Source organism: Bacteroides gallinaceum, from assembly GCF_030373775.1.
Lineage (GTDB): Bacteria > Bacteroidota > Bacteroidia > Bacteroidales > Bacteroidaceae > Phocaeicola > Phocaeicola excrementipullorum.
Genome location: NZ_JAUDEN010000007.1, coordinates 81,560 through 102,225, shown reverse-complemented (window position 1 = coordinate 102,225; position 20,666 = coordinate 81,560). Strand labels below are relative to the sequence as shown.

At 48.9% G+C, this 20,666-nt stretch carries 13 protein-coding genes; 6 read left to right on the top strand and 7 right to left on the bottom strand.

Annotation, left to right across the window (positions count from 1 at the left end):
- Positions 1-76: 76 nt before the first annotated feature.
- Positions 77-2,590: a DUF4962 domain-containing protein gene (locus tag QUW60_RS05785; protein WP_289559108.1), complete on the bottom strand. Its 2,514-nt coding sequence runs from the start codon at positions 2,588-2,590 to the stop codon at positions 77-79.
- Positions 2,591-2,889: 299 nt separating this feature from the next.
- On the opposite strand from QUW60_RS05785, the gene QUW60_RS05780 reads away from it, so the two are divergent.
- Positions 2,890-6,945: a hybrid sensor histidine kinase/response regulator transcription factor gene (locus QUW60_RS05780; protein ID WP_289559106.1), complete on the top strand. Its 4,056-nt coding sequence runs from the start codon at positions 2,890-2,892 to the stop codon at positions 6,943-6,945.
- Positions 6,946-6,948: 3 nt separating this feature from the next.
- On the opposite strand, the gene QUW60_RS05775 is transcribed toward QUW60_RS05780, so the two are convergent.
- Together QUW60_RS05775 and QUW60_RS05770 are read right to left on the bottom strand one after the other, a co-directional pair.
- On the bottom strand, positions 6,949-7,416 hold the full coding sequence (locus tag QUW60_RS05775) for a GNAT family N-acetyltransferase (protein ID WP_289559104.1): 468 nt from the start codon (positions 7,414-7,416) through the stop codon (positions 6,949-6,951).
- A gap of 13 nt (positions 7,417-7,429) precedes the next feature.
- On the bottom strand, positions 7,430-8,320 hold the full coding sequence (locus QUW60_RS05770) for a hypothetical protein (RefSeq protein WP_289559102.1): 891 nt from the start codon (positions 8,318-8,320) through the stop codon (positions 7,430-7,432).
- Between the two features lie 208 nt (positions 8,321-8,528).
- Between QUW60_RS05770 and QUW60_RS05765 the strand changes: the two genes are divergently transcribed.
- The 5 genes from QUW60_RS05765 to QUW60_RS05745 all read left to right on the top strand — a co-directional run bounded on the left by QUW60_RS05765 (position 8,529) and on the right by QUW60_RS05745 (position 14,521).
- Positions 8,529-9,845 carry a DUF5690 family protein gene (locus QUW60_RS05765; protein WP_289559100.1) on the top strand — a complete coding sequence of 439 codons (1,317 nt, stop codon included), beginning with the start codon at positions 8,529-8,531 and terminating at the stop codon, positions 9,843-9,845.
- Entirely contained in the window at positions 9,846-11,075 is a 1,230-nt protein-coding gene (locus tag QUW60_RS05760) for an NAD(P)/FAD-dependent oxidoreductase (protein WP_289559098.1), read from the top strand.
- 67 nt (positions 11,076-11,142) lie between these two features.
- Positions 11,143-11,910, top strand: a complete 768-nt coding sequence (locus QUW60_RS05755) for an electron transfer flavoprotein subunit beta/FixA family protein (RefSeq protein ID WP_289559097.1) — start codon at positions 11,143-11,145, stop codon at positions 11,908-11,910.
- 293 nt (positions 11,911-12,203) lie between these two features.
- Positions 12,204-13,400: an electron transfer flavoprotein subunit alpha gene (locus QUW60_RS05750; RefSeq protein ID WP_289559096.1), complete on the top strand. Its 1,197-nt coding sequence runs from the start codon at positions 12,204-12,206 to the stop codon at positions 13,398-13,400.
- Positions 13,397-14,521, top strand: coding sequence for a porin (locus QUW60_RS05745; RefSeq protein ID WP_289559094.1), 1,125 nt, complete (start codon positions 13,397-13,399; stop codon positions 14,519-14,521). Before QUW60_RS05750 ends, QUW60_RS05745 begins: the two co-directional genes overlap by 4 nt.
- Positions 14,522-14,604: 83 nt before the next feature.
- Here the strand turns inward: QUW60_RS05745 and QUW60_RS05740 are convergent, their stop codons facing one another.
- The 4 genes from QUW60_RS05740 to QUW60_RS05725 all read right to left on the bottom strand — a co-directional run bounded on the left by QUW60_RS05740 (position 14,605) and on the right by QUW60_RS05725 (position 20,654).
- Positions 14,605-15,168 (bottom strand): 30S ribosomal protein S16, encoded by a 564-nt coding sequence (locus QUW60_RS05740; protein ID WP_258337032.1) that lies wholly within the window; start codon positions 15,166-15,168, stop codon positions 14,605-14,607.
- A 254-nt stretch (positions 15,169-15,422) separates the two neighbouring features.
- Complete coding sequence (locus tag QUW60_RS05735) at positions 15,423-16,217, bottom strand: glycerophosphodiester phosphodiesterase (RefSeq protein ID WP_289559092.1); 795 nt, start codon at positions 16,215-16,217, stop codon at positions 15,423-15,425.
- Between the two features lie 102 nt (positions 16,218-16,319).
- Positions 16,320-19,571 (bottom strand): TonB-dependent receptor plug domain-containing protein, encoded by a 3,252-nt coding sequence (locus tag QUW60_RS05730; RefSeq protein ID WP_289559090.1) that lies wholly within the window; start codon positions 19,569-19,571, stop codon positions 16,320-16,322.
- A 237-nt stretch (positions 19,572-19,808) separates the two neighbouring features.
- A complete protein-coding gene (locus QUW60_RS05725; RefSeq protein WP_289559088.1) occupies positions 19,809-20,654 on the bottom strand; it encodes an alpha/beta hydrolase in 846 nt (281 codons plus the stop codon).
- Positions 20,655-20,666: the final 12 nt, after the last annotated feature.

The window sequence follows — 20,666 nt, the reverse complement described above, 5'->3', positions numbered from 1 at the left end:
ATATAGCTTGATGTTTTCTTAAGCCTCCCCTTCGGGGGAGGTTTGGAGGGACTGTAGTTTGGAGGATCCTTGGGCCTTATTTCGCTCCCGTCAGTAATGCCGGTCTGTCATCCATCTCTTTCGTTTCCCATATTCCTCCGATGTTATCGTGAAGAACAGAGGCGTTTTTCTTTTTAAACCGATAGGTCTTTCCGCCAGCGTTCATTTCCTTGAGGCCGTATCCGAATGCCGCGTTGTTCCGTGTATTCCGGATGTACAGGCTTGCGGGGCGGTCGGCATCCAGTTCTGCTGTCACGGTCCAGTCCCCGAAACGGAAAGTGTTGCTGTTTTTACGTACGGCAGGAATTGTTTTCTTGCCTTCAGGTGTAATCTGGATGAGTGTCAGCACGCGGTTTTTCTTGCATGGCGAGAACCGTGCGTCGATAGACCATTCTTTATAAAACTCTTCTCCGCGCACGGCTATGGCTTTGTTGGGATCTGCCTGATACCGGTCGGTCTGCGATATCTTGCACGGCTGTTCGCTGAATATTTCTGCCAGCGAGGCGAATTTGCCTTCCGGATGTACTGTGGTCAGCCGGTTGTTTTCAATATGGAACTGATGGCGGCTGTGAAGCAGCCAGTCCCAGTGAACTTCCTTGTCAGCTTCCAGTTCATCGTAGATCAGCACCTTATCGGGGTGAAGGAGGAAGATATGCCGGCGGAACTTCTTTAGCGGCGTTTTCCCGAATCCGTTTTCAGGCGACTGTTCAAGTCCGGCATTCTTGAAGTTCTTTTCCCACATGGGATATTCGCTGATCCCGCAATATGCCTTTGAGGCATCTCCCAACGCATAGGATATATGCTCACCGTTGAACATGCGCACGATGTTGCCATATGCCCGTGTGGTGAAAGGCTGTCCGATGCTGTCTGCAAGAATGGTATTGTATGCGCGTGTGTTCCGGTATGACAGCAGGTTATGCGAATCGGCGAAGTTCATGTAGTGGCCTATAGCCCGATATACGGGAATTCCGCGGAAGTGCAGGTTGAATGCGTTCTGGTTTGAGTGCGTGTGGCTGCCCGAACCGAACGGGCTGGACCGGAAGCTCAAGCTTAAATTGTTGCTCAAATCGTTTAGGTCGGAGTTGGCTATCATTTCGCCGCTGTCTTTGAACCACACGGCTTTGGGCGCGTCTTCCGGGAGGTTTTCATTGTCCGGACGTTCCTTTCCGCTGGCGAGCCGATAGATGCGCGTTTCGTATTCGTCCAGATAACGCCGGTTGAGCGACGAGTACCATGCAGCGTACGGGTCGCCGGTTTTGCGTGCCAGATAATCTGCGTATGCGCTGCGTATACGGAGCGGCTGGGCATTCAGTTTCTCGTGTCCGTCACCGAATCCTGCTGCAGACGAGTTGGGAAGCCAGCTGTAGGCTTCTCCGATTCCGGAGTTCCGGTACCACGGATGCTGTAGAAAATCTGTTTTTGTCAGATACGAGAACAGTTCGGCTATATAATATAAGGTAACGGCATTGGCACTGAAATAGCTCGTGCCGTTGTGCCAGTTTCCGTCACGGTTGAATCCGGATGCCGGAGCACGCGATGTCCAAAGCTCATAGCTGTATTCCAGATAGTTTCTGGCTTCGGGATATTTGTCATGAAGCACCAGTGCCGCTTGCAGGAAGTGCCGGAAGGTGAACTGCCAGAAGTGGTTGTCGAAAATATGCACTTCTTCTTTTCCGATAATGTGCGGGATATACCTGTTCAGTACAGACAGGAGGAGTTCTTCGATCTGCTGTCTCTCCTGTGTGCTGAAACGGCTGTAGCATGTTTCGTAGGTGCAGGCCAGTGTATAAGCCAGTTCGCCGGCATTGAAGTCATTCGCCAATACATTCTCGTCCGGTTCTGTTTGCAGCAGGCATCTGACGTTCTGTACCATTTTTTCGGCATAGACATCACGCTGCATCATCATATAGGCAGTATGCAGGTAGTTTGCATGCTTATACATTAGCGATATTTTCTTGTAGGGGGCCGTGTCGGTCCGGTAATCCATTGCAAGTGCATCCCTCGCTTCGCTGATCATGCGTTCAAAGTCGGGGGACTGGCGCATGTGCTTCCGTGCTTCTTCAACCGTGGCATCCAGAAAGCAGTACAGCCGTGCATGGTTTTGGGGTATGTTGCGGAGGAAGGTTTCGAAAGGAGGCGTGACGAACTGAGGCACGTCTGCATCCATTGTAAACGAGTAGGTTGGACTCCACGGCATTTTTTCTCCTCCTTTTTTCACCGAGCGGAAGCGCCAGTGCCATGTTCCCGGCTTGAGTATGCGGTGCGGGTTGAACATGCGCCATACAGCCGGCTTGGAGATTTGGGTGCTGCTGTCTTTGAATGTCTTGTCTTGCGAGAGCATGAATTGCACGGAATCCCCCTCTTCGCCGGGGGGAACAAGCAGTGGAGCCGGATTAATGAACGGCTGGTGAAACTCCTGCGGATAGGGAGTGGTGCGTGTGTTTTCGTGTATCCGGTCAGGGAAAGGTGTCGTTGCGGCATGAAGCGTGCTGCACAGCAGCGTGCAGGCCGCCAATGCCAGATTTTTCATGGTTAGCAGATTGTTCTTCATATTGTCTGTTTTTGTTTACTTCAACAAAAGTAGGCGACTCTGCTCTCTCCGACTTTCTATTTTGCGTAAAAATACTTCATTTTTATCTTATAATTAAGTCATTGGACAAAATTGAAAGTAAATTCAACGATTTTGAAAGCGGAATCGGTTTGTTCAGATTTGAATTTTGCCTATATTTGTTTTTTCGTTGAAGTATCGCGGCTTGCCGGAGTTGCTGGTAAATGAAAGCATTGGCAAACGGGCTTTTTAGTCGGGAGATTGAAGTGAATATCGGAAATACAGACTTAAGAGATAAGACAATGAAAAATGCAGTAAAGTGGCGTGTCTTTTTATGGTGCGTATATTTTTCAGTTATTCCGGCGATTGCTTTCGGACAGATTTCGTTTGAGCATATCGGTCTGTCACAGGGGCTGTCGCAAAGTACGGTTTTGAGCATAGCGCAAGACCGGAAGGGAAATATGTGGTTTGCCACTTATGACGGACTGAACCGTTTCGACGGATATAATTTTACGGTATATCAGCACGATGATTCGGATTCCACCAGCATCTCAAGCGATATAATCCGTGTTGTGATGACAGATGGTGGAGGCAATCTGTGGGTTGGCACACATCGGGGATTGTCGTTGTATGATATGGACAAGGATGTCTTCTGTAATTTCCGCTACCGTTTGAAGGACAAGGATGCGGAAGTGCTTCATATAGAAGAATGGGAAAAGGGGCATTTGCTGGTGAACACAACCGAAGGACTTGTGTTGTTTGATAAGCGGAAGAAGGCTTTTGCCGATGTTCCTTCCTGTTTAAGACCGTTGCGTCCTACTGCGGTCGAGCGTAATGATGAGCAAATCTTTTTCGGGCAAGGAAGTGAACTGATGGCTTATTCTTTCTTTACGCACAGTTTGAGTATAATGGACTGGTTTCATTCGAAAAAAGACAGGCGGATTCTTTCCATATTTCAGCAGGCAAAAAACAAGCTGTGGGTAGGGACGGAAGGAAACGGACTGTTCCTTCTGGATGTTGAAGGGGAAAGGATGAAACATTATAGCTCCGGGAATAGGGGACTGAGTTCTGACTATATCCGGGCTTTGGCCGTAGACATGGAATCGCGTTTGTGGGTGGGCACCATCAACTCGTTGAATATATATGACGAAAAGAAGGATGAGTTTATCGTTTATAACAGCGACCCGGTCAGGGAAGGTTCGCTGTCGCAGGCTTCTGTGAGGAGCATTTATTGTGACTCTCAAGGGGGCATGTGGCTGGGCACTTATTTTGGCGGATTGAACTATTATCATCCTTTGCGCCGGCGTTTTCGCGTAATTAAGAATATTCCTTATCACAATTCGCTCAGTGACAATGTCGTGAACTGCATCCGTGAGGACAAGGAGGGAAACCTTTGGATCGGGACAAACTCCGGAGGACTGAATTTTTATGATGCGCACAGCGGACTTTATGCTTGTTACTCGCGGAACAGCGGGCTGGAATTTGATGATGTGAAAAGCCTGTATATAGACGAAGATGATGACCTGGTGTATATTGGCGGTCATTCCGGCGGATTGAATGTGCTGAACCGGCGGACAGGTAATATTGTCAGATACACAATGGAGAACAGTGGTCTTCAGACAAGGAATGTATACAGCATCATCCCCGATTCCGACGGATCGGTCTGGTTGGGCACGTCCAATGGAGAAATTTATCGTTTCTTTCCCCATTCGCAGAAGTTTGAGCGGATGACTTGCTATGTTGAGGGGGAGGTTTACAAGGATCAGGGACGCATCGCGATGTGCTTTGATTCGCAAGGAAGATTATGGGTCGGAGGAACCAACGGGGCAAATGTCTATCTTTTGTCGGGCAACCGTCTTGAAAGCACTGATTCTATAGCAGGCGGTGCGCTTCGGAATGAGATGGTGAATTGCATCCATGAAAATCTGAAGCATTCTTGTTTTTGGATCGGCACGAGAAACGGGCTGTATTGTCTGGATGGGAGAGCCCGGGTGTTGAGGCATTATACTGTAAGGAATGGTTTGCCCAACAATGTCATTCAAGGTATAATGGAAGACAGCGCAGGAATGCTTTGGGTCAGTACAGACCGTGGGCTGGCTTGTCTGGATGTGAAGGAAGAAACCTTTAGAAACTATTCCGTTGTAGACGGCCTGTCTTGCAATCAGTTTAATATAGGTGCCTATTGCATGACCGCTTCCGGAAGAATGTATTTCGGCAGTGTTGACGGAATTGTTTCATTCAATCCGGAAACCTTGACGGAAAGCCCTTTCATTCCGGCTGTGTTGATCACCGAGCTGCAGGTCGCGAATAAAACGGTCAAGCCTTTCGATGATACGGGAGTGCTCAAAAAGCATATCAGTGAAACCGAGAGCATCGCGTTGTCTGCCGGACAGTCGTCGTTTATGCTGAAATTTGCTGTAACCGACTATATCTCAGGTACGCATAACCGTTTCGCCTATCGTCTGGACGGATATGAAAAAGACTGGATTTATGTAGAGAATCCCAACCGTTTTGCTGTGTATTCGAATCTTCCTGCCGGAGATTACCGCTTCATGGTGAAGGCAGCTAACCGTGACGGCTTGTGGAATGATGTCCCGACCGTTCTGAAAATCAAGATTCTGCCCATGTGGTATCAGACATGGTGGGCGAGGGTGTTGTTTTTTGTCTGTGTGGTGGGGGTGATAGCTTTTATCATCCGTTACTTCTGGATCCGGAAGACAATGCAGTTGCAACTGGAAATGGAGCGCATGGATAAAGAGAAGGCGAGAGAAATCAACGAAATGAAAGTGCGTTTCTTTATTAACATTTCTCATGAATTGCGTACTCCTTTGACATTGATTGTAGGTCCTTTGCGGGATGTGCTTCCTCAGATTACCGACAAATGGGTGCTGTCAAAGCTGAAATACGTGAATGCGAATGCCGGGAGGTTGTTGTTTCTGGTGAATCAGTTGCTGGATTATCGGCGTGCAGAACTGGGCGTGTTTCATCTTAAGGTAAGCGAAACGGATGTTCACGCTCTGGCAGAAAAAGTGTTTAATGCCTATACAAGTCTGTCGGAGTCAAAGCAGATTGCTTATCATTTGAATTCTGATATGAGAGGGAAGAAAGTGATGTGCGATGGAAATTACGTGGAACTGATTCTGAATAATTTGCTTTCCAATGCGTTTAAGTATACACCTAAAGGCGGCAGCATCACACTTGCGTTGAAGGGAGATGATAAGAACCTGTCAATGCTGGTAAGCGATACCGGTCAGGGAATTCCGCCTGAAAAGCAGAATCTGGTGTTTGAACGCTTTTATCAGGTGAACCATGAAAACATAGGCAGCGGAATCGGATTGTCGCTCGTGAAGAAACTGGTTGATTTGCATCATGGCACGATTGAACTGACAAGTGCGGTAGGGAAGGGAAGTGTGTTTGCTGTTTGTCTTCCTGTTTCAGCCGGAGCTTACACAGCTGATGAATTGGCAGGTGAAACAGATGAAAAGGCGAAAGTGGAGGATGCTGTTGTGAGAATGGAAGATTGTCTGCCGGAAACGAATGCCGGCGAACAGCCCCGTGGTGCAGATGAAGATGAGGACGGGCAATGGGGGCAGAAAGGAAAGCAGTCGGTGCTGCTGGTTGAAGACAATGCGGATATTATAGACTATCTTGCAGATGGATTGAAAGATTATTTTCATGTGCTGAAGGCCGGAAACGGGCAGGAGGCCTGGGAGATCTTGCAGAACGAAGAGGTTAACCTGATACTGACGGATGTGATGATGCCCGTAATGGATGGTATCAGGCTTTGTTCGCAGGTGAAGCGAAACCTGAAGACCAGCCATATTCCCGTTGTGATTCTTTCGGCGAAAGCGGACGTGAAGGACCAGTTGGAAGGTTTGCATGTAGGAGCTGACGACTATATTCCCAAGCCCTTCGTCATGGAAGTGGTAATTGCAAAGATACGCAATGTCTTGCGTACATACCGGCAGGCCGTTGAATTCTATTCGAAATCACTGGAAGTTAAGCCGGAGAAAATGGCGCTGAATCCTTTGGATGAAGAGTTTCTGACAAAGGCGGTGAAGATCGTTGAAAACTATCTGGATGATGTGGGCTTCTCTGCGGATAAGTTTGCTGCCGAGATGAACATGAGCCGTTCGAGCCTGCATCTGAAAATGAAGGCCATTACGGGAGATTCCACGATGGACTTTATCCGGAAAATCCGGTTCAGCCATGCGTGCAGGCTGCTGGAAGAAGGACGCTATAACATTACGGAAATCAGTGAAATGGTAGGATTCAACACTCCTTCTTACTTTACGACCAGCTTCAAGAAGTATATGGGATGCTCTCCAACAGAATACGTGAATAAAGAATCGCGGTGATTGTCATTTCCCCAGCCTGTTTTCGCTGTCATCCGGAGATAAGAAATCCAGAGAGAATTTGTAGTGGAAATTGTGCATCCCCTGCGTTTCATAGAATTTATGCGCACGTGTGCGTAGCCGGTTGCAGCAAACTTCTATCTGTATGCAGCCGGATTCTTTGGCTTTCCGGCAGGCATATGCATACAGTTTCTGGCCGATTCCCTGGCATCTTGCATGTGCGTCTACAGACAGTTCCATGATTTCCGCTATCTTTGCGGCATGATGGAGCTGGTATTCCATGCGCAGGTTCAGGCAGCCGACAGCTTTTCCTTCCTGTTCGTAAATCAGGCAGAGGCAGGAAGCGTCTTTCTGCTGGGCGTTATAAATCTTTTCAAATTCCGTTAGCGGAAGTCGTTTTTCTTCCATGCTGCATATAAGGGCGTACACCGCCTTGCAGTCATCCGCCTTGCTTTCTCTGATACAAGCGTTCATAGGTGTCTTAGGGTTAGAGCAGTTTCAGCATTTGTTTTTCACGCTTCAGTTCTTCGAGGCTTTTCTCCGGCGAAACCAGCATCATGCTTTTGATGGTGTCCCCCGTTTCACAGGTATATTCGTAATATATCTGCTGTTCGTCTGTCAGTTTCTCTTTTGGAATCACTTCCGTGCGCATTTTGGCAAATTCTTCCAGTGGAATCTCGTCACTTTGGCGGATGAAGATGACCCGTCGTGCGATGGGATTCCTGTTGTAGTCGTGCGTCAGATAAATGCCTTTCAGAAAGTTGGGGTATTCGATGATGGGAAGTTGCAGATATACCACTTTTAAGGCCAGTTGCAGCCGTTTCTGTTCGTTGAATATCAAATAGCCGATCTGGAACGGAGAGAACAGGCCGATGCCCGTATAATAGTCGCCCGACATGTTTTGTGAATACACTTTCGGCATTGTGTCGCCGTCGGTAATGGAAGCGATCATGTACGGTTCCACTTTGAGCCCGTCGGAAAAAGAAGACGAACTGTAGGCCAGATACAGTCCGGTATATACGCCCGCGTTCGGCAGGTAGTTGATGGCTTCCTTTTCAATGTCGTCAAGGAAGGGGCGTTCGTTCTTTTTGCCGTTTATCAGCCTCGGTTCGATGGCATGCACCTTTTCATAAAGCGTATCCAGACATCCTAGGAGTTTGCGCTTTGATACATTGTTCACCTGCTGCAACGATTTGTCCAGCGCTTTTTCCTTGTCTTCTCCGTTGGATATCAGGTTTACATACATTGGAAGCACAGAAGAGTAGAGCGACGAAAGCACGCTTGATGCGATGTCTGTTTCTTCGGATATGTCTTTCATCCGTACACCCGATTCACGGAGCTTTTTCATGCGTTCATAAAGAGATAACAGTCTGTCCATAGTCATAATATCTGCACCGCAAAGATACGATTTAGTTGTTACAGCGGTATTTCAGATATTACATTTCCGTGACATTATTCTTTTATAAACATGACATTATAAAATCGGCGCAATCCGGGGTTATAATACATTATAAATTAATTCTTTCAGATGTCCGGCCGTTCTACTTTTGCTCCCGTTAAAACGAAAACAACTTATAATCAATAAAATGAAACAGATTACAGCAAACAGGAGAATGTCGGATGTCCTGCTGGTTCTTTGGGCAGGAGGAGCAGCGCTGCTCTCTTATTCGTTGGTTTACGCTTTGCGCAAGCCTTACACTGCCGCTTCATTTGAAGGGCTGACTTTTTTGGGAAGCGACTACAAGGTGGCGGTGACTACTATTCAGATTCTGGGTTATGTGATAGCCAAGTTTTTCAGGATCAAGATTATTTCGGAACTGAAGAAGGAAAACCGTTTCCGGTTCTTTGTCGGGTCGGCTGTGCTGGCCGAGGCGGCGCTTGTGGGCTTTGGATTGCTGGACGCTCCGTATAATGTGGCTGCCATGTTTGTCAACGGACTTTCGCTGGGGTGCATGTGGGGAGTGATATTCAGCTTTATCGAAGGGCGCAAGGTGACCGACATCCTGGCGAGCCTGCTGGGGGTAAGCATGGTGTTCAGCTCGGGAGTAGCAAAAAGTTTCGGCCTGTTTGCCATGAATGAACTGCATGTGGACCAGTTCTGGATGCCCGCCCTTATCGGTGGCTTTGCCTTGCCTCTGCTGGTTTTTATGGGCTATATGCTGAAACGTCTTCCACAGCCTACTGCCGAAGACATCGCCTTGCGTAACGAACGTGTCACTCTTGACGGAAAAGGACGCCGGGCACTGTTCAGGAAATATGCTCCGATTCTTTCTCTGATATTCGTAGGGAACTTCATGCTGCTGATGCTGCGCGATATCAAAGAAGACTTTTTGGTGAATATTCTTGACGTGAGCAACCAGTCGTCGTGGATGTTCGCCCGTATTGACACGATTGTCACCATGATTATTCTTGGCATCTTTACGCTGTTCATCTTCTTCCGGAGCAATATCAATGCGCTGTTATGGATGATGACGCTGGTTGTGGCAGGGTGTCTTACGATGACTTATGTGTCTTACCATTATGAAACGCTTGATTTGAAGCCTGTTGTCTGGCTGTTTGTGGAAAGCCTTTCGCTCTATATTGCCTACCTGACTTTTCAGACTGTCTTTTTCGACCGTTTCATCGCCTGTTTCCGGATAAAGGGGAATGTGGGGTTCTTTATCGCCATGATCGACTTCATAGGCTATATGGGTACGGTGGCGCTGCTTTCAGCCAAAGAGCTTTTTAACATCGACATTGAGTGGTTCGCTCTTTTCAATCACATAGCCTGTGCGGTGGGGGCTGTCTGCACGGTGCTGTTCATTGCGGTTGCCGTATTGATCTACAAAAAATACAACAGGACTTTCAGAACGAAAGAACTGGAGAATGATACTTGTCTGAATGCAAATTATAACACAAATTGAATGATGGAAAAAAACTATGATGTGATAATCGTCGGTGGGGGACTGCTGGGCTGTGCCACGGCTTACCAATTGGCTAAGCGCAAGGCCGGAAACATCTTGCTGCTTGATGGGAATGAAATCGCTTCGCAGGCTTCCTCGCGTGCGGCCTGCCTGCTGACAAGGGCGCGCACGAAACCTGCCCTGATGGAACTGGTGCAGGAAACTTATGACTGCATAAGCGAGATGGAGGAACTGTTGGGCGAGCCGCTCGGACTTCAGCAGTGCGGAAGCATCACGGTGGCTTCGTCGGAAGCTTCGCTGAAAGGCCTGGAAGCATTGGAAGAAGCAGCTACACGTTTCGGCATTCCGAACGAACGCATCGGGCGTGAACGAACCAAAGAACTTCTTCCGTGGATGGATGTCGAGGCGGTGGATGTAGCTTTATATATGCCTACTGATGCGTTTATCGATTCGGCCTTGCTCTGTTCCGGTTACGCCCGGGCGGCTGCAAGGATGGGCGTGACGTTGCGGCCGAATTGCAGAGTGAAGGAGATTATGGCCGGAAACGGAAAAGTTTGCGGGGTCAGGCTGGCAGACGGTGAAGCGGTCTTTGCTCCGGTGGTGGTGAATGCGGCCGGAGCATGGGCGAATCTGCTGATGAGGCCTTTGCATGTGGGCCTTCCTTTTACTCCGGTGCGCAGCCATTTCTGGATCACTGCCATCGACTCCAGCCGTTTCCCGGCAGGACATCCGTTTACGGTAATTCCTGACGCGCGTGCTTTCACCCGTTCGGATGTCGGTGCGCTGATTATCGGACTGCGTGAGAGTTGCTGCCAGCCGTTCGATCCGTCTGCGTTAACCGATAAGCTGGAAGACTTCGACTTTAACCGGAAGGCGGAATGGACTGTGCTGGATGAATGTGCGCCGCTGCTGAAGCCTTATCTGCATGATATCGATGACTTGCCGATTGCACATTATATAGCAGGACCTTCGTGCTACGTTCCTGACGCAATGTTCATCGTCGGTCCGGTGGCTTCTTATGATGGGCTGTTTGCCGTGGCCGGCTGTTGCGGAGGCGGCGTGGCTGCAGGAGGAGGGATGGGACGCCTGGCAGCAGAACTGATTCTGGGAGATAGCCCGTTTGTGGACCCTGCGCTCTTCGCTCCGGACCGTTTCGGTGCTGTTGACCCTTTTTCTGCTGATTTCCAGCGGCGTTGCGCTGATGCCCGTTCCAATAAGAAAGGAGGATAAGCGGAACCTTTGCCATCTATTTTCATGTAAAAAGACCAAACGGAAAAACATAATTGAAACTTTATTTATGAAACGCTATATTGTATTCTTGAAGCAGGTGCCTCGGTCTACAAAGGTCGAGATAGATGCCGTAACTCATACGTTGAAACGTTCGTCTGCGCTGACTCAGACCAATCCCGATGATTTGTACGCATTGCAGGCTGCGCTCGACCTGAAACGTGATACCGGAGCGGAAGTCGTGGCTGTAAGTATGGGGCCGGCTTCTGCTGAAGATGTGCTGCGCGAGGCACTTCAGCGCGGGGCAGACCGCGCGATACTGCTTTCTTCTCCTGCTTTTGCAGGGAGTGATACGTGGTGTACCAGCACCGTGCTGGCCGCTGCAGTCCGGAAAGTAGGAGATTTTGACCTGTTGTTCTTCGGCCGTATGGCTGTTGACGGAGATACGGCTCAGGTGGGGCCGGAAGTGGCCGGGCAGTTGGATATCCCGCAGGTCACTTCTTTGGTGGCATTGGAGGGAATCTCTGAAAATCATCTTCGCGCGTGCAGAAGAGCGGGAACGGTAATCCAGCATCTGGAAACGGAATTGCCATGCGCCGTAATGGTAAGCCGTGAGAATGGAATGCTGGCTTGCCCCACATTGTCGGGATGGCGGTATGCCTGGAAGCAGGAGATTGTTCGCTGGGATGAAACTGATCTGAATCTGGATTCGTCTGCAGTCGGATTACATGCTTCGCCTACCAAGGTTGTTTCTACTTTTGTTCCTTGCCAGGGCAAGTCGCTTCGCTGGCTTGCAAACGCAGAAGAACTTCGTTTGGCTATCATAAGTGAAATATGAATAATCGTTTAATTTTTTAATTGGAAAATGCGGGTGCCTGCAAGCGGCCAGTCGGAAAATGTGGGCTGAGGCTTGGAGGAAAGTGCGGAATACGGGCAGAAATGCGCGGTGATTCATGAAAATCTGTATCTCCAGTCTGAAGATACATGTCTTTAAGCTAAAGATATACTTCTCTAAGCTGAGGATGAACTTTTCAAGCCTTTATTCCGGATGCTTTGCCGGCAATAGTCTGGTTTTTCTTTTTGGACCGGCAGGAATGGTACGTTGCAGGCATTCATTTAAAACAATATGTTATGAACAATAAAACTTCGTTTGCGCTTCGAGTTCTGAAAGACCGTTGTACCGGTTGCGGGCTTTGTGCTGATTCATGTGCATTCAATGCCATCCGTCTGGTTGAATATCCGGAGATTGACCCTTATACATGCCGCTTGTGCGGAACTTGTGTGCAGACATGCCTGGCTGAGGCTTTGCAGATTGATACTCCGGATTCTGCCTCTTTTTCTCCGAAAAAGTCGGAAGGAATCTGGGTTCTTGCCGAAACGGAAGGCGGAATGCTTGCTTCTGTCACGAAAGAGCTGCTTGGGGAAGCCGTTGCATTGTCAGAAAAGCTTCGTTGCAGTGTGGAGGCTGTGTTGCCCGGAAGCGGTGTGGCTGTGCTGGCTGATGAGCTGATTGCTTATGGAGCCGATCGTGTACATGTGCTGGAACATTCTTCGCTGGCTTCATTTATAGAAGAAAACTATGCGCGGGTTGTGGTTGCTTTGGCTGGCCGATACAATCCGGACATTCTGCTTGTCGGAGCGACGGAGCGGGGAAGGGGACTCGCTGCGCGTGTCGCTTCGATGCTTCATACCGGGCTGACAGCCGACTGTACGCAGTTGGAAATTGATCCGGAAAGCGGACTGCTGCATCAGATACGCCCTGCTTTCGGAGGAAACCTGATGGCTGCCATCGTCACCCCTAATTGTCGTCCGCAGATGGCTTCAGTTCGTCCGGGCGTGATGAAAGCAGCAGAACCGGACAGATCGAGGAAGGGAGAGATTGTCTGTCACGACCTTTCAGACTTTGAACCGGACCATCGGATTTGTCTGATGGACGAGATGGCGGCGAATGTATGCGGCGATACATTAGAGAATAGCCGTATTGTTATCGGAGTTGGCCGCGGCGTGAAAAACAAGGAAACCGTTGTCCGGATTCGGCAATGGGCCGAACAGATCGGCGCTGTTGTGGCCGGTTCGCGTGCGGCTGTAGAAATGGGGCTGATTGATGCGCATTTGCAGGTGGGGCAGACGGGGCATACCATTTCTCCGGATCTGTATATAGCTATTGGGATAAGCGGACAGATCCAGCATACGGCAGGGCTTTCCGGGGCGAAAAAGATAGTTGCCATAAATCCGGACCGCACGGCACCTATCTTCAATATCGCTGATTATGGCTGGTCTGTATCGGCAGAGGAGGCACTTTCGGAATTGGCGAGCGTATCCTTATGAGAAGACTGTTTGCGCTTATTTGTTTTTTGTCGGGTGCATGTGCGGTGCTGCATGCGCAGGATCAGTTGGAAGTGAAGTTCCGTTCGCGAGCATTGCTTGACGTTGCGGTGTCAGGATACGGCAAGGAAGACGTGCAGGGATATTATCGTCTGGAAGACTTTCGGGTTGGATTTAAAGCGGTTTACGGCGATTTTGAGATGAAAACGGATATCGGACTGGGAGGCGGCAAGCTTGCCATAAAAGATATGCTGCTGAATTATCACTTTGCCCACGGGGTGCTTGCGCTCGGCAACGGATATGAGCCGTTTTCGATGGATATGCTCATCAGCACAGCAGATATGCGCTTCCATCAGTCTGCCGCCTCGGTGCTGGCCTTCACAGACAGCCGGAAACTGGGAGCCACTTATCATTTTTATAATGACAACTGGTATCTGGCTGCCGGCATCTATACGCATAATGACATCAATAAAATCGGCGAGGGACAGAAAAATGCCTTTGTGTCTACATCCCGTGCCGTTTGGCGGAAACAGAAGGCGGATCATCGGCTGATTCATCTGGGAGGCGCGTTTTCGTTCCGTTCGAAAGAAGCCCATGCTTCGGAACCGCCTTCAGGCAGCAGAAGCAGTGCCGGGATAACATCGATGTTTCCTGCCTCTTTGCTCGAAGCCGAGGTTTCTGATATGGGAACTGAGGTGAAAGGTCTGGCAGAGCTTTTGTGTACGGCTCCGCGTTTCATGTTGCAGGCTGAATACTTTTTTGACCGGATGAACCGTACAGGCGGCAGGCAGGCCTACCGTTCGCATGGAGGGTATGTTCAGGGAGGATTCCTGTTGAAAGGAAAGGGGTTTGCTTATGATTCGATGTACGGGATACCCGGCCGTCCGCTTACTCCGCGTGCTATAGAGCTTGTTGCGCGGTTCAATTATACGGATATGAATGATTGGCGTTCCGGCATAACAGGCGGGGAGGAAAAAGATCTGTCGGTAGGCGTGAACTTTTATCTGAACAACTATTTTGGTGTAAAAGTAAACGGAAGCTATGTGTGGGTAGGCAGGCATTGCAACGCCTTCTATCAGAAAAATTTCTTTCTGGCGCAGGCCCGTCTGCAATATATATTCTGATAGCAGCTTGTCGGAAAAAAGAAGAGGCCGCTTCATGTTTCATGAAACAGCCTCTTCCTTCAGGTTGATCAGTCAAGAAAGCTTTATGCTTCAGCAGGAGCTTCTGTTGCTTCTGCGGCAGGAGCTTCTTCAGATGCAGCAGCTTCTGCATTTGCAGCGGCTTCAGCTTCAGCCTTGGCAGCAGCAGCGGCAGCCTTCTTTTCAGCTACTTTCTTTGCAATTTCTTCGTTCACCTTCTTTTCAGCTTCCAGGCGTTCCTTAGCGGCAGCTTTCTTCTGTTCGTCAAGTTTAGCCTTCAAAGCTTCCAGACCAGACTGCTTGTTTTCTTTCCAAGCATTGAAACGTTTTTCAGCTTCAGCTTCATCGAATGCGCCTTTAGCAACACCACCCATCAAGTGCTTCTTCATGTAAACACCTTCGCGGGAAAGGATGTTACGTACAGTATCAGTAGGCTGTGCACCTACCATAACCCAGTACAATGCGCGGTCGAAATTCAAATCTACTGTGGCAGGATTGGTGTTCGGATTGTAAGTACCGATCTTTTCAATAAATCTACCATCACGTGGTGCTCTTGAATCTGCAGCGACGATTGAGTAAAACGCATAACCTTTGCGTCCTCTTCTTTGCAATCTGATTTTAGTTGCCATTTTAAAACTGTAATTTAATTAGTTAATGATTTGAATTGTGCCAATAACCCGTATTGGCGGCGCAAAGGTACGACTTTTTATTTGTCCTGCAAATAGTTGGATGTTTTTTTCGGTTCTTTTTCAGCTTTTCCGTGTTTAAGGATAAGCAACTGTTCCTAATTGGTTTGTATGGTGCAGCTGTCGCTGCCGAGGGGGACGGCGTTCGTAATGGTTCCCTTTGGGCTACTCTGTGGCGTTTGGGGTGAGATGCCGGTTCATTGGTAAGCATGCTTAAGTTTTTCGGGCTGGTCCGTCGCTATGATATCCACTCCCATATCTGCTGCTTTCCGGTTTTCCGCTGTTTTGTCTTCATGTCCCAGGATAAGGGCAAGGACTTTGAGATTGAGTCTGTGGCATTTTTCAACGAACTCGGGTGTCAGCAAGTCAATCCAAGAAACGATGATGTCGGGCTTGAGTTCTTTCATCACTCTGTCCAGATCTGCCGGATCTTTTACGTATGCCTGAAGTGTCTTGATTTCGGGAGCCAGCCGGCGGAACATTTTTGCGTCGTTCTCATCGCTGAATGTGAAGCAGCAATTTTCTGTCATTCCTTCTTCCTGTATTAGGCTGAGAAGTTTCTTCAGGTCTCCCGACCTGTAGTCTACCGTGATTTTCAGTCCTCCGGATTTAGCCTTGCGGAGCAGGTCGGCGAAGCGGGGCACATGCTGTCCTGCAAATTCAGGGCTGAACCATGAGCCTGCATCCAGCGTGTCAATGTCGGCTGACATCCATTCGCTGATGTTTCCGGTCCCGTTTGTAGTCCGGTCAAGGGTCGAATCATGGAGGATATAGAAAACGCTGTCTTTGCTGATGCAAACGTCACATTCCATATAGTCTATTCCATATTTGATGCAGGAGTCTGCCGAGGCCATCGTGTTTTCAGGGGCAATCATGTTTGCGCCCCTGTGTCCGCTGATCAGAGGAATTTGTTTCTGTTCTTTTTGCCGGGTGCATCCTGGTATGAAAGCTAGTGCGGCGATCGCATAGAGGAAGAAGAATAATCTTTTCATTGTCATTGCATGTTTGGAATTGTTACGGAAAAGTGGAGTTAAACTTCCGAAGGAATGGCATTCGGAAGTTTAACTCCTTATTTGAGATGGTGTTTTCTGGGATCAGTTGAACAGATAGCGGACGCCGATTTGAATCTGCCAGCAGTCTGAACTGTCTTTCAGATAAGAGAAGGTGTTGGTGGGCAACACGTTTTTCCCGTTTTCTGTCGTATAATACATAGAGTATGTAGGAACATTGTTTGCCGTTACGCCTTCATATTTTAGAATGCGTCCGCTGTTTACCGGTACTTTTGTGATTCCCCAGGTATCTTTCAGCAAGTTTCCGATGTTGAAGATGTCGAGTGAAACCTGTAGGGTGTTGGTCGTTTTTCCGGCTTTGATGGAAAAGTCCTGTGTAATTTTGAGGTCTACCTGGTTGATCCAAGGGTAACGTGCCGAATAAGCTTCGGCATATTCTCCCTTATGTTTGCTCAGATAAGTGTCTTGGTTTACATATTTCCAGAATGCGTCTGCTTGTTCTGCTGCCGTGAATCCGTTCTTGTCAACAAACGTCAGTTCATTCTTGCTCTTTGGAATATAAATCAGGTCGTTGTTGATACCGTCCTGGTTCATGTCGCCGTTGTAGGTATATGAATAGTTTCCGGGATTGTATCCGGTATAGAACAGGCTGATTGATGTGGCGAAATGGTTTGCGTACGGAATGCGGTAAGAAAGTGCTGCCATCACACGGTGGGGAGTGAGGTACTGTGAGTTGGTGAGTGCAAGGTGGTTGCCGCCGTTCACAGTCGGTGTATTCTGCCACAATTCATAGGGCTGCGCTCCCGGATTGCCGGAAATTTCTTTTGAACCGGTATAAGTGTACGCAAGCTTCATGTTCAGGTTTTCAACCGGATTGAGGTTCAATGTTGCGTTCAGATTGTAGCTGTATCCTTTATTGGTGTTGGTGAGCATATACGCACCGTCCATGTCAGGATAGAGCCGGCTCTCTGTCTGTCCGGGATACATATAACGGCTGTCGGGTCCTTCAAAACGTTTCATCTTCGGGTCGTCCAATCCGATCACGTTGATATTCTGCTGGAGCACAGCATTCAGGTTCTTTGCATAGATGCCTTCCAGTGTGAGGTTGGCGTTGAATGGAAGCGGCAGCTTGATATCTGCAGCCAGCGTGCTTTTCCATACTTGCGGAAGCTTGAAGTCGGGGTCGATTCCGGCTACTGTGCCCGGGGCTCTTTGTACAGGCGTTTGCGGAAATTCTTCAGGAAGCAGTTTCATGACTTCGTATCTGTCACGCACACCTCCTGCAAGCTTCGCCAGAAGATTCGGGTCGCTGATTGTCACAGTATTCTGCAGCATGCCGCTGTTGGTCGGCATGTTGGTGAAAAATACAAACGGCATACGTCCGGTAAACAGGCCTGTGCCTCCGCGAAGTTTCAAACGGCTGTCTCCGAATACGTCCCAGTTGAATCCGACGCGCGGCGAGAACAACACTTTGGTGCCCGGCCATTTGCTGGTATCAATCTTCTGGCTGTTTAAAAAGTTCATGTCATAAACCACAGTGTTCCGTTGCAAATCGTTCAGATAAGTGGGGATATCGATGCGGAGGCCGGCGGTCACCTTCAAGTTCTCATTTGCACTCCACATGTCCTGGATGTAAGCGGAATACTGTCCGAAACTCAGTTCTGCGGTCGGTTTATCTTCACCTCCATACCCGTAGGTCAGTGCATACAAAGAAGGGGCGGCATCGTCTCTGAAGTCATCCAGACTGTTATAGCGATAATATCCCAGACCGTAGCTCATGAACGAGTTGCCGACATACTGGTGTTCGTAGGCCACACCGGCGGTAATGGCATGTTTGTCGAGGTTGAGAGTGAAGTTATCAGTAATGGTCCAGATATTGTTTGATACAGCATTGTTGTAAGTGAACAGTTCGTACCCGGCAGTCATGAACATATCCCCGTCTTTCAGAATATCGACCATCGGGAAGGGTGTGGAGTCAGAACCGCGCACATCAGAAATTTTAGTGAATGTGGCAAGTATCTGATTTGACATTTTTCCTCCGAAGTTGCTGTTCAGTTCGGCTGTAAGTGAGTGTACCAGGTTGTTCATGTCGTAGCAGCTGTTGCGAAACGGAAGCGAATAAGAACTGTAGTGTCCGTGGGTTGTCTTGTTCGGCATGCTTTGGCTGGTCGGGTTCGTATATTTGTTCTTCGTGTAGTTGTATCGTACGGTCAGTTTGTTGTTTGTATTGATGTTCCAGTCGATACGTGCCAGAAGCTTGTTCGTGAATGTACCTGCGTCATAGTCTGTGTAAGATCCCGGTTCATAATTGTATTTCTCACGGAGAATCGAAGCAAACGCTTCCATGTCGGCTGCGGTGACACGTGTAATCAGGTCGGCATCGCTCCCCACTCCGTCTTCCGAAACCCTCCATTTGAATATCGGTCTCGGCTCCTGCTCAAATTCGCCGTTGACAAAGAAGAACAGTTTGTTCTTTACAATCGGACCGCCCAAAGTGAATCCGTAAGTACGGTGAGCCTCTTGCTGGCGTTCACCGAGGTCTTCTCCGTCAATTCGGTTGCCCCTCATGTTTTCATTGCGAAAATAGGCATAAGCCGTTCCTTTGAATGTGTTTGTGCCACTTTTTGTAATGGCGTTGATGCCGGCTCCGGTAAAGTTTGCCTGGCGCACATCGAACGGAGCGATGTTTACCTGCAACTCTTCGATCGCGTCCAATGAAATCGGGCTTCCTCCACCCGGCATCGGTGAAGAAGAAAGCCCGAAGTTGTTGTTGAAGTTTGCACCGTCAATGGTAATGTTGTTCATGCGACCGTCATGGCCTCCGAATGAGTTGTTGGTGCCGGCATACGGTGAAAGTTTTGTCATGTCCGACAATGAACGGCTTACTGAGGGAAGAGCATTAATCTGTCGGTTGCTGATATTGGTGGATGCACCGGTCTTTGTTCCGGAGAACTTGGATTTGGTGGCTACCACTACTACCTCGTCCAGCATGTCGGAATCTTCGTGCATCTGTACGTTCAATACATAGTTATCTCCAAGTGAAAGATTGATGCCTTCGTAGCGTGCCGTCTTGTAACCGATATAAGAAATCTCAACAATATAGGGACCTCCTGTACGCATACCTTGTAGACTGAAGCGTCCGTCTGCGTTGGTGATGGTTCCGTAAGTGGTACCCGAAGGCACGTGTACGGTTTGTACACTGGCCCCAATCAGAGGCTGTTTCTGTTCATCCGAAATCAATCCGTTCATGCCCGAAGTCGTGACTTGGGCGAAAACGGAACAGATACTCATCAGCAGCATGAGTAATGTCGCAAAATACGGTTTTCTCTTAAACATAATTTACTTTGTGTTGGTTCGTGCTGCAAAAGTATCCAAACCGTACTACAAAGTTGCGACAGAAGTGTTTCGTTTCATTTAAAAGGGGATAAGAGACCTTTGGAAAGTTGTTGCCCCTTGTCTAGGAAAGGGCAAGTCGGCAGGGAAAACAGAATATAATGTCCAAAACGGGGGTGCATCGTTTGTTACGACACACCCCCCCCTTGTTTCTGCCGGAACGGGCATTTGTTTATATGTTTATTTGTTGATTTCCCGCAGCCATTTCTCCAGCTCGCCCGTCCATTGGCGTTTGTAGGTGAAGCTGTCGCGGAATCCCCATCCATGTCCTCCTATGGGATAGGTGTGGAGTGATGCCGGGACACCGTTCTTCACCAGTGCCATGTAGTAGTTCACGCTGTTGGCTACAGGCACGGCTCCATCGTCCGAACTGTGTATGATGAATGCCGGAGGCGTTTGTGGCGTAACCTGAAGCTCGTTCGAATATTTCTTTTCAAGTTCCTTTGCCGGATTCTTTCCCAGCAGGTTGTCGTGAGAGCCCATGTGCGTGTAGCTTGGATCCATGGTGATGACCGGATAGAACAGAATCTGGAAGTCGGGTCTTGTCTCCGTGTCGAAGTGCGTAGCGGCTGTACTTGCCAGATGTCCTCCGGCGGAAGAGCCCATGACTCCCAGTGTTTTGATGTTCCATTCGTCGCCGTGCCGCCTTAGGATGCGGATGGCCTCGTGGACATCGCTCAACGGAACTTCATTGTGTCCGTTGGGCATACGGTAGCGCAATACGGCATATGTGATGCCCTGTGCGTTGAACCAGTCGGCCATATCTTTTCCTTCGTGTGCCATGGCGAGGTGAGTATATCCTCCTCCGGGGCATGCCAGCACAGCTTGTCCGTTGCCTTTTTGAGCCGGATAGACATAGAGGATTGCTTTGTTCGTATAACTTGGATGGTCGGTGCTGCCATCCTTTTCTTCTTTTATCCCGTTATCGTTCGGTGCTCCGTTGGGCCAGACGTTTATTTCTATCGGCCTTTGTGCGAACATGGCGCCGGAGAGGATAAGCAGACTCATTAATAACATTGTTTTCATGGCGCTAAGAGA